Source organism: Micromonospora sp. DT43 (genome assembly GCF_049841645.1).
GTDB lineage: Bacteria > Actinomycetota > Actinomycetes > Mycobacteriales > Micromonosporaceae > Micromonospora.
This window is the reverse complement of sequence record NZ_JBNCKR010000025.1, coordinates 1-12210: the sequence shown is the minus strand read 5'-3', so window position 1 is coordinate 12210 and position 12210 is coordinate 1. Positions and strand designations below refer to the sequence as shown.

10 protein-coding genes are annotated in these 12210 nt (G+C 70.5%); 4 read left to right on the top strand and 6 right to left on the bottom strand.

The window, feature by feature from the left end; all coding sequences use genetic code 11:
* Positions 1-239 precede the first annotated feature (239 nt).
* On the bottom strand, positions 240-1415 hold the full coding sequence (locus tag ACLQ26_RS32755; RefSeq protein WP_425748228.1) for a GDSL-type esterase/lipase family protein: 1176 nt from the start codon (positions 1413-1415) through the stop codon (positions 240-242).
* An 82-nt stretch (positions 1416-1497) separates the two neighbouring features.
* Positions 1498-2067 carry a TetR/AcrR family transcriptional regulator gene (locus ACLQ26_RS32750; protein WP_425748227.1) on the bottom strand — a complete coding sequence of 190 codons (570 nt, stop codon included), beginning with the start codon at positions 2065-2067 and terminating at the stop codon, positions 1498-1500.
* Between the two features lie 607 nt (positions 2068-2674).
* On the opposite strand from ACLQ26_RS32750, the gene ACLQ26_RS32745 reads away from it, so the two are divergent.
* The gene (locus ACLQ26_RS32745; RefSeq protein WP_425748226.1) at positions 2675-3151 is read left to right on the top strand and encodes an SRPBCC family protein; all 477 of its coding nucleotides are present in this window, start codon (positions 2675-2677) and stop codon (positions 3149-3151) included.
* Positions 3103-3783 (top strand): SRPBCC family protein, encoded by a 681-nt coding sequence (locus ACLQ26_RS32740; RefSeq protein ID WP_425748225.1) that lies wholly within the window; start codon positions 3103-3105, stop codon positions 3781-3783. Before ACLQ26_RS32745 ends, ACLQ26_RS32740 begins: the two co-directional genes overlap by 49 nt.
* Before the next feature lie 68 nt (positions 3784-3851).
* Here ACLQ26_RS32740 and ACLQ26_RS32735 read toward each other — a convergent pair whose 3' ends face one another.
* Together ACLQ26_RS32735 and ACLQ26_RS32730 are read right to left on the bottom strand one after the other, a co-directional pair.
* Positions 3852-6548, bottom strand: a complete 2697-nt coding sequence (locus ACLQ26_RS32735; RefSeq protein ID WP_425748224.1) for an AAA family ATPase — start codon at positions 6546-6548, stop codon at positions 3852-3854.
* A gap of 111 nt (positions 6549-6659) precedes the next feature.
* The gene (locus ACLQ26_RS32730; RefSeq protein ID WP_231396707.1) at positions 6660-7109 is read right to left on the bottom strand and encodes a VOC family protein; all 450 of its coding nucleotides are present in this window, start codon (positions 7107-7109) and stop codon (positions 6660-6662) included.
* Positions 7110-7232: 123 nt separating this feature from the next.
* Here ACLQ26_RS32730 and ACLQ26_RS32725 point away from each other — a divergent pair, with 123 nt between their 5' ends.
* Positions 7233-8033 carry a helix-turn-helix transcriptional regulator gene (locus tag ACLQ26_RS32725; protein WP_425748223.1) on the top strand — a complete coding sequence of 267 codons (801 nt, stop codon included), beginning with the start codon at positions 7233-7235 and terminating at the stop codon, positions 8031-8033.
* Between the two features lie 70 nt (positions 8034-8103).
* On the opposite strand, the gene ACLQ26_RS32720 is transcribed toward ACLQ26_RS32725, so the two are convergent.
* Positions 8104-9528: a PLP-dependent aminotransferase family protein gene (locus ACLQ26_RS32720; RefSeq protein ID WP_425748222.1), complete on the bottom strand. Its 1425-nt coding sequence runs from the start codon at positions 9526-9528 to the stop codon at positions 8104-8106.
* A 47-nt stretch (positions 9529-9575) separates the two neighbouring features.
* Between ACLQ26_RS32720 and ACLQ26_RS32715 the strand changes: the two genes are divergently transcribed.
* Positions 9576-10925, top strand: a complete 1350-nt coding sequence (locus ACLQ26_RS32715) for an FAD-binding oxidoreductase (protein WP_425748221.1) — start codon at positions 9576-9578, stop codon at positions 10923-10925.
* Positions 10926-11282: 357 nt separating this feature from the next.
* Here ACLQ26_RS32715 and ACLQ26_RS32710 read toward each other — a convergent pair whose 3' ends face one another.
* On the bottom strand, positions 11283-12095 hold the full coding sequence (locus ACLQ26_RS32710; RefSeq protein WP_425748220.1) for a hypothetical protein: 813 nt from the start codon (positions 12093-12095) through the stop codon (positions 11283-11285).
* Between the last annotated feature and the right edge of the window lie 115 nt (positions 12096-12210).

Here is a 12210-nt window from a genome sequence, read left to right as displayed (position 1 = left end):
AGTTCGCCCGCCCGATCGGCGAGGACGGTACCTCCTGCGGCAGTCCCCGGCTGCGCCGCGCGTCGAGGAGCGCGACCAGGGCGAGCACGGCGGCCGCCACACTCAGCCCGACCATCGGCGCCCACCGCGCCAACAACGGCGAGGAACAACACCGGACCGCCCACCACGAACAGAAGCCGACCGGGCTGCGCCGAGCAGCACCGGCGTGTGGCCGTCGCTGCTCGGCGCGCCCCACATGGTCAGCCGGTCTTGGTGGCGAAGGGGCCACCGTCGCCGAACGCGAGCCGCGCGAAGTTCTCGGCGATGCGGCGATGTCCAGCAGGGTCGGGATGGACCCCGTCGGGTAGCGGGAGTTCGGCGTAGTCCGCCTCGCCGTACAGGTCCCGTCCGTCGAGGTAGTGCAGGTTCGGGTCGTCGGCCGTGCGCTGGTCGACGATCCGGGCGAGTTCGTCACGGATGACGTTGAGCGTCAGCCGCCCAGCGCTGCGCTCGGCCGGATCGCCCGTGGCCTTGAACCGCAGCGTCCCGGCCGCGAAGTCCGGGGCGAGGGGGCCGGGCGTGTCCTCCTGGACCGGGCACAGGATGGCCGACACGACCAGCAGAGGTGTGGTCGGATGCCCCTCGCGAACAGTGTCGAGGAAACCGTGGACCGCTGGAGCGAAGGCGCGCAGACGCATCACATCGCTGTTGACGATGTTGATGCCGATCTTGACACTGATCAGGTCCGCCGGGACGTCGCGCATCGCGCGAGCGGTGAACGGGTCGAGCAGCGCGCTCCCGCCGAACCCCATGTTGACCAACTCCACACCGCCCTCAGCCGCGGCCAGGGCCGGCCAGATGGCGCTGGGATGAGCGGCGTTCGACCCGTGGCTGATGGAACTGCCGTGGTGCAGCCACGTCCTGCGCCCGCCGGGCAGGGCCTGCTCAACGGGCGCGTCGGTGCGCAGCGCGATCAGCTCGGTGATCTCCGTGTGTGGGAGCCAGATCTCGACGTCCTTCTCCCCCGCCGGCAGATCCGCGAAGCGGGCGGTGCCGGCCGGCCCCTCGGTCAGCACCGAGGTTTGGGTGAACATGTCGGTAACCGTCCGGACGTTGCCCTCGGGCACCGAGGCCTGCGCGGCCAGGCGGCCGTTGATCAGCAGGTCGTAGACGCCGTCCGCCGGTGGCGGGAAGCCTTGGTAGACCCGCTTGGTGGGCAGCGTGTCCAGTTCGATCGTGGTGGCCCGGGTACGGAACGCCAGCCGCACACCGGAGGGCTGGGCCTCGGCCATGGCCAGTTGGTCGTCGGGGATCTGCCGGCGCGCCTGCGCGGTCAGCCGGTGCGGCAGCAGACCGCGCGCGGTCGCCTCCACGTCGACAAAGCCGCGCAGGAGGTCCGCGGTGACCGGGGTGATCCATTGGTGTTCGGTGGTCATTGCCTCAAGCCTTTCGACCGAATCTCGGTGCTCATCGGCGCGCCGCAGCGAACCGCTCGCGGCGGTGCGGCCGTTGTCCGGGTCAGGTAGTGCTGCGGTTGCGTAACAGCGCGTCGAGCGAATCCACGATCCAGTCCCAGGATTCCTGCGCAGCGGGGGCGCTGTGTTCGAAACCACCGGCCAGCTCCAAACTGACGTAGCCGTGGAAGACGCTGCCCAGCATTCGGACCGCATGCGTCGCGTCCGGCTCGTCCACGTCGTAGCCCCGCAGGATCGCCCGGGCCATCTGGGCGTGCCGGACGCCGGCGCTGGCGGCCGCCGTTTCCGGAGCGAGCCGGAGCCGGGCGGCCGCATACCGGCCCGGGTGCTCCCTGGCGTACTCGCGGTAGGCGTCAGCGAACGCGGCCAGGGCGTCCCTGCCGGCACGACCAGCGACGGCGTCGGCGACGCGATCGGCGAGTTCCTCCAGCGCGAACAGTGCGATGCGGATCCTGAGGTCCTGCGAGTTCTTCAGGTGCGAGTACAAGCTCGGGACCTTGACGTCGAACCGCCGGGCGAGCGCCGAGATGGTGACCTCGTCGAAGCCGACCTCATCGGCCAGCTCCGCCCCCGCTTGGGTCAGACGCGCCGGCGTCAGCCCCAGTCTCTCCATCACTCTCCTCCTAACTGCCTACGCCTATTATGCTCGTGCCTAATAGTTATAGGCAAACTAGCCCGCAGCTCGGGAGTAACGGACCGCCGCGATCGTCGACGCCTTTTCAGAAACCGCGTGCGCTGCTGACGCTGCCAGCCCTCCAACATCGCATCGGACATTGGGCGGGTGACGGAGGAGGCCTGAACCACGCGGCACCCGCGGTCCCGGCCGATCCGATGGCACGCCTGACAGGCGTGCGCGGCCGTGCTGCCGTCCCCTCACGAGGCGGAACGGCGTCGCGACGGCGGAGTGCGCGAGGCCGCGAAGACAACCCACGTGCCACTCACGCCGAAGCCGAGCAACAGCACGGCAAGGAGTCCCGAGATGATCCCCAGCAGCACCGCTGCGACTCGACGAAGACCTGTCGGGCTGAGGCCGGCAGCAGGCGCGGAGGTAAGGACCTTCACCGTGGCCGGCCCACGTACGCGAACTAGGTAATTCTTGCCGATGTGTAGCGGTTGCCGTCTTGGCACGATCGCATCTGCCGGGTGTGGATCTGGCGGCTCGCTCTCATGCCCGGCGATCCGATGGTCAGTGACCGCAGAGAGGCTTCACGATGGAGAACATGACGGACACCGACGAGGCCGGCATTGACGTGTCGGCCCCGGTGATCAGCCGCCACAGCGTCACGGTGACCGCGTCGGCGGAAGCCGTGTGGCGGATCCTCACCGACATCGACGCATGGACAACCTGGCTGCCAGAAATCCCGTACGCACGCGTGGAAACACCCGGTCCGCTCGCCCCGGGCTCCGTGTTCCGCTGGTCGGCCGCAGGCATGGAGATCGAGTCGACGATCATTCAGGTACGGCCGCGGGAACGCCTCGTGTGGCGGGGATACGGTGACGGACCGGACGGGGTCCTCGGTGTCCACGTCTGGGCGCTCACTCCGGCCGGCGACGGTGTGGAGGTGTCGACCGAGGAGTCCTTCGCGGGGCCGCCTGTCGATGCCGACCCTGGGCCGTTCCAGGAGGGCCTCGACACGACCCTCGCCATGTGGCTGGAACGACTCAAGGGCACCGCCGAGGCGGTGACCGCCTCGTGAAGAATCGTGTGTTTGCCGTCGCGACGGCAGTGGTCGTGGCTGGCCTCGTGGGCACCGCAGGTGCGCCGGCTCGGGCCGAGGTCAGGCGCGATGTCGGTGCCGACCACGCGACGGTGCGATGTGCGGGAAGGACCGTCGACACCGCGGCGAAGATTCGCTATCGGACGGAGACGACGATCGACGCTCCGCTACGGACCGTCTGGAAGTTGCAGACCGACGTGGAGCGCTGGCCGTCGTGGCAGGAGCCCGTTTTGTCCAGCAAGCGGCTCGATCGTGGCCCACTGCGTCCCGGTTCATCCTTCCGATGGACGACACCGGTCCCCGAGACCGCGCTGAATCCCGCCACGACCCTCGTCGTCACGTCCACCGTCCGGCAGCTCCAACACCAGAGGTGCCTTCGGTGGGACGGCCCGGCGATCGGAGCGGGGCTGCGCATCGACGAGGGGGTCCACGTGTGGACGTTCACCGAGATCGACGGCCGGGTTCTCGTGCGTACCGAGGAGACGTGGCGCGGTGACCAGGTGGAGCAGGACGTCGGTTTCTCCACCGATGCTCTCCGGGCGGGCCTGGAGACGTGGCTGACGGAGCTGAAGACGCGTGCCGAACGGGAGTGTGATCGGGCCCGGCGCTGACGTGATTCAAGGGCCCGGCCGGTCTCGTACCGGCGGGGCCCTTTCGTCGCTCGGTCGGCCCGACTCCGTCAGCGGAGTAGTTCTCGTAGCTGCCGGCGTGAGGTGATGCCCAGTTTGCGGTAGAGGTTGCGCAGGTGGGCGTCGATCGTTCGCGGGCTGACGAACAGCAGCGCGGCGACTTCCTTGGTGCCCGCGCCGGAGGCGACCTTGCGGGCGACGAGTAGTTCGCGGGCGGTCAGCCCCGCGAGCGGATCGGCGTCGCCGGCCAGGGTCGGCTCGCCGATGGCATCAAGTTCGCGGGCGGCGCGGCCGGCGAACCCGCGCGCGCCGATGGTGGAGAGCAGTTCGTACGCGGCGCGCAGCTCCATCCGAGCCTCCGCGCGACGGCCGACCCGTCGCAGCCACTGCCCGTAGAGCAGTCGGGCACGCGCGTGGTGGACTCGCATCCTGCTCCCGGCGAACCGGCTGATCGCGGCGAGGTAGTGGTCCTGGGCGCCGCGCCCCGGGTCGAGCAGCGCACTCGCCAGCAGATGCGCGCCCGTCGTCCACGCGTTCGGGTTGGCCCGTGCGACATCCCCGATCCATTTAGCCGATTCCTCGGCTTCTTCGGGACGTCCGACGTACGCGGCGGCTTCGACCAGCTCGTGGTGGAAGACGGAGGCGGCGTACGCCCCGCGCCGGTGCTGGTCCCGTACGAGCAGCAACGCGTCGATCGCGGCCTCATGGTCGCCGCTGCCGTTGCACAGAACGCCGATCGCGTAGTGCAGCGCGGTGGGTTTCACCTCCACCCAGTCGCGCAGCTTCTCCCGGATCTCGCGGAACCGTTCGACGTCCCCGCTCCAGGCGGCAAGCATCAGGTCGGACCCGACGAGGTTCGACGTCCCGGCGGCCTCGTCGACCGCACGCGCCTCGATGATGCAGACCTCCGCGTCGGCGAAGCGACCCACGATCGTCCGGGCGACCGCCTGGAAGCGCAACGCATGGGGAAGGATCGCGTAGGCCCCCTGCGCCCGGGCGAGTTCCACCTGACGGTCGACGATCTGCTCCATGGCATCGCTGTCACCGATGTCGACGCTCAACACACAGGCACGTTCCATCCACCACGGATCCGCGCCGGGCGTGCGGGCGTGGTCCCGGAAGGCCTCGACCGTACGGCGCATCATGGGCATCGCCTCGTCCACCGGGCGAAGGTGCTGCTCGACCAACGCCTGCAGCAGCAGGTCGACCGGACGTGGCGGCTGACGCTGGGGTACCCGTTCCCGGATGTGCAGGGCGAGCCGCCGTAACCTCCCCGGCTCGTCGACGCTGAACATGAGCGACGCGAACGCCTCCAGGTAGGTCTCGCGGACCTCGTCGGGCCCCACGCCGTCGGCCGCGTCGATGAGCGCGATCGTCGCCGGGATACTGCGCGTCACGTGATAGTCGATCATCGCGCGTAGCAGTCGCGCGGCGCAGCGGCCGGCTTGGTCCGGCTGGAGACGCTCGGCCTCGTCCACCAACTCCCGGGCGGCAGAGGGTTCCCCCGAACCCAACCGCGCCCTCGCCGCGGCCAACAACCGGCGAGCCTGCCGCGACCGGCCGGGGGTCAGTCGGGCCGCGCGCTCGAGGAACGCGGCCACGGCCGCGAGTCCGCCGCGGCGCTGTGCCCGCCCGGCCGAACGCTCCAGCTCGGCTGCGGTCTCCTCATCCGGGCCGGTGATCGCGTTCGCCTGGTGCCAGGCGCGACGGTCGGGATCGACGTCGACGTCCGTACCGGCGGCGAGCGACGCGTGCGCCTGCCGTCGCGCCCCGGCGCCAGTCGACAGGTACGCCGCGGAACGCGCCAACGGATGCCGGAAGTGCACCCGGGGCCCGGCCACCAACAGGCCACTGTCCTCGGCCGCGGCCAGGTCCACGGCGTGCAGCCCCTGGATCGCCATCGCGCGGCGCAGCAGAACGAGGTCGCCTGTCGGCTCCGCCGCGGCCAGCGCCAGAACCGAGCGCGTGGGTGCCGGCAGCCGCAGGAACCGACTCACGAACCGGTGTTCCACGGCGCGGTGCCCGGCGTCCCCGGGTAGCCCGAACGGTCCGGCGTCGCGGGCGAACTCCACCAGGGCGAGCGGGTTGCCGGACGCTTCGGCGAGGATCCGTTGCACGATCGCCGCCTCGTGGCCGAAGGGTGCCCGATACCGCAGCAGGGTGAGGGATTCCGAATCGGTGAGTCCGGTGAGAGTGAGGGCGGGCAGGCGACCGAGCCCCGATACCGAGGCGGCGTCACGGCCGGCGAACACCATGGCGACGCGCTCCGCCGCAACGCGTGCCGCGACGAAGGCCAGTACCTGCCGCGAGCCGGCGTCGATCCACTGCACGTCGTCGACCGCGCAGAACACCGGCCTGCGCCGGCCCACGGCACTCAGCAGGCCGAGAACGGCCAGGCCGACGAGCATCGGGGTCGGCGTGGCCCCGGCCTGCAGCCCGAACACCGCGTCGAGCGCGCTCCGCTGCGGTACGGGGAGCCCAGCGCGGTGGTCGAGCACGGGCGCGCACAACTGGTGCAGGGCCGAGTAGGGCAGCTCGCTCTCGAACTCGACACCACCGGCCCGCAGCACCCGCCATCCGTCGAGCCGCGAAGCGGCCGCACCGATGAGCGTCGACTTGCCGATCCCCGCATCACCGAGAACGAGCATCGCCCCGCCACGGCCCCGCGCCGCGGCTGCCGTCACCGCGGCGATCTCGCCCAACTCCGCCTCGCGAGCGACGAACAATCCCGACCTGATATCTGTCATCAGCTTCTGCGTGTCGCCGGACGAATGGTGCCCTCCGGTTGTTCGGCCCCACCGATGGTATCCAGAGCAGCGCACCGACCGGGACGGGCGCCGGGTCCGGAGTCGGTGCTCCTACGAGGGCAACTCGAACAGTTCCAACTGGATGCCGTCGGGGTCACGGAGATAGAGGATCTTCGTCCCGGCCAGCGCCCCCGCCTCGACGCCATCGCCGTCCTGGAGCACGACCGGATCGGCGTTGACGTGCACGCCCCGCCGCACCAGGTCGCGGTGCGCCGAGTCGAGGTCGTCGACCTCAAAACACAGGTGCATCACCCCAACGTCAGAGTTGCGCCCGGTGAAGGGCCTCGGCTGCGGGCTGTCGTACTGGATGAGTTCCAGCAGGACGTTGTCACCGGCCAACGCGAAGGATGCCCGCATCGACGCGTTCTCGACCTCGACAACCGCACCGATCGCCGGGTTCGTCGCCGAGATCGTCACGCCGTTCGGCGCGATGCCGAGGACGTCCTCGTACCACCTCACCGATCGCGCCAAATCGCTGACCGGCACTCCGATGTGATGCATTCTGGTCACTCTGCTCATGATCCCCATCCTGAAGGGCCGAGCCAGCACTGTGGAAGGCACAGGTCTTCCGCGTACCGCTGGTACCACCCAGCTCCCCCGGACCGATGGCGGATCATGGGGTTCATGAATGACCTCGGAGCCGCGCTGCGGGCCTGGCGGGATCGCACGGACCCGGCCGGTGTCGGTCTCACGAACGCCTCTCGTCGCCGCGTCGTCGGGCTACGACGCGGCGAGCTGGCAGCACTGGCCGGCATCTCCCCCGAATACGTGGCACGCCTCGAACAGGGCCGGGCCGCCACGCCATCGGCGCAGGTGTGTACCTCCCTGGCCCGCGCGTTACGACTCTCCGACGACGAGGAGGCGCACCTGATGCGCCTTGCCGGCTTCGCCGCGACTCCGGACCGGATACCCCACCTGATCCCCAGCAGCCTGCACCGCGTCATCGACCACCTCGGCGACACCCCGGCGGCCGTCTACGACGCCGTGTGGCGGCTGCTGCACTGGAACCGGCTGTTCGCGGCCGTCTTCGGCGACCCCGCTGGCGCCACCGCCGACGATCGCAACGCCTTGATCGTCCAGTTCGAATCCCGAAACCCCCGAGTCCGCCAGACCGACAGCGAGCGCGCCTACTTCGAGCAGTCGTTGGTGGCCGACCTGCGCGCGACCAGCGCCCGCTACCCGAACGATCCCGACGTGGCGGCGCTGATCTCGCGGATGGCCGGGAACGACAGGTTCTGCCGCCTCTGGGCCCTCGGCGCGGTGGCCAATCACGAGAGCGCGCACAAGACCGCCGTACACCCGGACGTGGGGGCCATCCCGCTGGACGCCAACGTTTTGACCACCCAGAACACCGACCTGCGCCTCGTGGTCCTCACGCCTCGGCCCGGCACTGCCGCTCGCGAGAAGCTGGATCGACTGGGTTGACGACACCGTATCCGGTCTGGACCAGGGGGCGTCGAGGCAGCTCAGGCAATCGGCGGCGTCCGCCGCACCCTCAGCGGCAGGTCGGCGCACGGACCTCTGCGACCGCGTCGGCAAGGGCTGCCACTCCGTCAGCGATGGCGCGTTCGGTGAGGGTGGCGTAGCCGAAGATCAGCCCGCCGGGTCGGGTGGGGCTCAGTCGGTACCGGGAGACGCCTTGCACGATCAGTCCGCGCCGGGCGGCGGCGGCCACGACCCGGGCTTCGTCCAGGTCGTGCGGGAGCCAGGTGACGACGTGTTGGCCCGCCGCGACACCGACCGGTTCCAGTTCGGGCAGCCGTGCGCGCAGCGCGGCCAGGAGTGCGTCGCGGCGGCGGCGGTAGACCGGGCGCATGCGCCGTAGGTGCCGGTCGAATTCGCCGCGGGTGAGGAAGTCGGCGAAGGCTAGTTGGTCGATGACGGGAGAGCCGCGGTCGGCTCGTACCTTGGCCGCCGTAATGCCGTCGACCAGGTGCGACGGCGCAAGCAGCCACCCGAGGCGCAGTCCTGGTGCCAGGGTCTTGCTCGCTGTGCCGCAGTACACGACGGTGTCGGGTGCCAGCCCCTGCATGGCGCCGATGGGCGAGCGGTCGTAGCGGTACTCCGCGTCGTAGTCGTCCTCGATCACCACGGCACCGCGACGCTGCGCCCAGCCGATCACCCGGGCCCGCGCGGGGGCCGACAGGACCCCGCCGGTGGGCCACTGGTGCGAGGGCGTCAGCACGACGGCGTCCGCGTCGGTCTGTTCGAGCTTCTCGACGAGAATGCCATCTGGCCCGACCGGGACGCCGATCACGTCCAGGCCGGCGGCGGCCGCGACGAGGCGGGCGTCGTCGTCCGCGGATGGGTCCTCGACGGCCAGCCTGCGGGCGCCGCGCGCCGCAAGCACCTGGAGTATCAGCGCGACGCCCTGGCCGTAGCCACTGCAGATCACGACGTTCTCCGGGCGGGCCGATGTGCCGCGGACCCGGTTGAGGTAGTCGCTCAGGGCTGCGTGCAGTTCGGGTACACCACGCCCGTCGAGGTAGGTGAAGCGTTCGTTCGGCGTGGTGGTGAGGACGGTTCGCACCGACCGCAGCCAGGCGGCCCGGGGGAACGACGACACGTCGGTACGGCCGTACCCGAAGTCGATCCGGGCCGCCGGCCGATCCCCGCTGGGCCGACCGGCCGGCGTCGGAGCCGGCTCGACCGCGACCTGGGTGTAGCCGCCCGCCCGGCTGGTGAGGTAGCCCTCGGCGACGAGTTGCTGGTACGCCTCGACCACGACGCCGCGTGACACTCCCAAATCGGCTGCGATGGTGCGGGTGGGCGGTAGGGACGTCCCGAGACGCACCCGGCCGGAACGGATGCTGCCTCGGATCGCGGCGGCGATCTGCCGGTGCAGCGGTTCGGCCGCGGACCGGTCGACATGGATGAGCAGGTCCTCCGCAGTGCTCGAATTGGTCCTGATTCGGCCCATGCGATCGGACCTTATCGGTTGGACCGATTTCCGTCAGGCTCAGCCGTATGACGACAACAAGTCCCTGCTTCGACGGCCGCGTCCTCACGCCGGGTAGCCCGGGTTACGAAGCGGCCCGCACCGTCTGGAACGCCATGATTGACCGGCGTCCGCGGATGATCGTGCGGGCCGCGAGCGTCACCGACGTGGTGACCGCGGTGCGCCTGGCCCGGGAACTGGACCTGGAGATCGGGGTTCGCTGCGGCGGGCACAACGTGGCGGGCCTCGCCGTCCCCGCGAACGGCCTGATGATCGACCTGACCTCGTTGAACGGCGTTCGGGTCGACCCGATCCGGCGACGCGCCCGGGTCCAGGGCGGCGCGCTGCTCGGCGCACTCGACCAGGCATCGCAGCCATATGGTCTCGCCACGACCGCGGGTAACGTCTCGCACACCGGGGTCGGCGGCCTGACCCTCGGCGGCGGCATGGGCTGGCTCGCCCGCCAACACGGCTTGGCCTGCGACAACGTCGTCTCCTACACGATGGTCACCGCGGACGGGGAGGTGGTGACCGCGAGCCGAACCGAGAACCCCGACCTCTACTGGGGCCTGCGCGGTGGCGGCGGCAACTTCGGCATCGTCACCGACTTCGAATTCCAACTGCACCAGACCGGAGCGCAGAGCCTGGTCGCCGAGTTCGACTTCCGCGCCGAGGACGCCGTACCGGTTCTCCAGGGCTGGCGGGACCTCAACGCCGTCGCGCCGCGCCAGGCGACCTTCACCGCCGACGTCCACAGCACGGCCAGAGGTCCTATCGCCACGGTCGGCTTCGTATGGGTCGGCGACCCGGCACAGGGTCACCGGTTGCTGCCGGCGATGCGCGCGCTCGGGCGCCCGGTCGCCGAGCGGGTCACCACCCCGTCCTACCTGGATCTGCAGCAACGCGACGACACCGTCGGCCGCCACGCCTACCGCCGGTACTCCAGTGCGCACTACCTACGGCAGTTCCCCACCGCAGCGATCGAGGCGTTCCTGCTGCGCGGCGCGTCGGACCTGCACGACGGCACCGACCTGGCCGGCGTCGGCCTGCAAGCGCACGGCGGGGCCATCGCCGACGTCGCGGATGCCGACGCGGCCTTCAGCCACCGCGGCACCATGTTCGAGTTCGGCGCCGGCTCCCGCTGGACCGAGCCGTCCGAAGACGACATTCGGATGGCAGCCGCTCGCAGTGCCGGAGCCGCGCTCGACCCGTACGCCGACGGCGTCTACGTCAACTCGCTCGCCGCGGACGAGGGGCAACGCGGGGTACGCCGCGCATACCCGGCCGGCAAACTCGCCAGGCTCACCGCACTCAAGACGATCTGGGACCCGCACAACGTGTTCCACCTCAACCACAACATCCGACCCCACAGCCAGTAGCGCGGGAAGCTACCCCTGCCCAGCCGCGTCACGGGGCGTTCGCGGCGCCGGGCCGACGGGTCCAGTCGTCGTCGCCGTTCTTCTTGTCGCGGTTCATGGCCAGGTCGAGCGCGAGGACGCTGCCGATGATGAGCAGCGGATCCACGCCGGCGGTGATCGTGTCGGAGTTGTCGATTGTCTGCTCCTCGCCACCTGCCCCCTACCGACGCGGCGGTGCCGTTGTGCGACAGGCATCGGGGGCACTGGCTCGCGGCCATCGAGGTACGGACGAATCGGCGGGTTTCGTTCGTTGACGCGGTGCGTCAGGTGTTGGGTCGGGACGGCTGACGTGGACGAGCGGTCGGATCGTCGTGCTCCTCACCCACCGGTTCGGCGCGCCCGCATGACCCGCCGATCGTCGTACCACAGCGCGATCCGCTGGCGACCCGCGTACAGCACGCCCACGGTCACCAGCACCGTGAGGAGACCGGTCCAGAGCCAGAACCTGCCACCCACCCCGCCGGGTGGTTGCGCCTCGCGGACATGTCCGCTGCGGATCACCTGGTCGGCGATGTCGACGGCGACCACCTGGTCCGGCGCGGTGAGTACCGTTCGCGGCGCGGGCGCGCCGGGCGTCAGTGCCATCACCCGCACGGTTCGTACTGTCTGGTCGGTGCCGGACGGCTGGCCGGTCTGCTCCTCCAGCGGTAGGTCGGAGGCGAGGGGGTCCTGCTGGTAGGCCGCCACCAGCGCCGACCCGTCCGGCGTCCAGTCGAGCAGCCGGATGGAGACGACCCCGGACACCGCCAGCAGGCGCAGTGGCCCGATATCACCGCCGGTGGCGGGATCGACGCGGCGCAGCGTCCACTCGTCGGTGTCGGGACGGTGGGCGGTCAGGGTCAGCGCGGCGCCGTCGGTACTCCACGCGCCCTTGCCGGCCAACGAGGTCTCGTCGGGCAGGGTGAACGAGGACTGCTCCCGGCCGTCCAGGTCGGTCACCGCGACCGTGCGGCCGTACTGGTAGGCGAGCCGGCCGGGCGCGGCGGCGACGACCGAGCCGACGTGCGCCTCCTGGGCGCTGGCGGCCAGCCTGGTCCATCGGTGTCCGTCAACGGTCACCGCGCTCAGCACGGTCGTGTAGGTGGCGCCGTCGAACGCGACAGGCACGTCGTCGCGGACAAGCGGACGCATCCGAGCGCCCAGCGGCAGAAGAGTGTGTCGACGGCTCTACTACTCTCGCGGCCGCTTGTGATCAGTGTGCAACGACGACGGTACGTACGACGCCATCAGCAGGTCTCGGATGCTC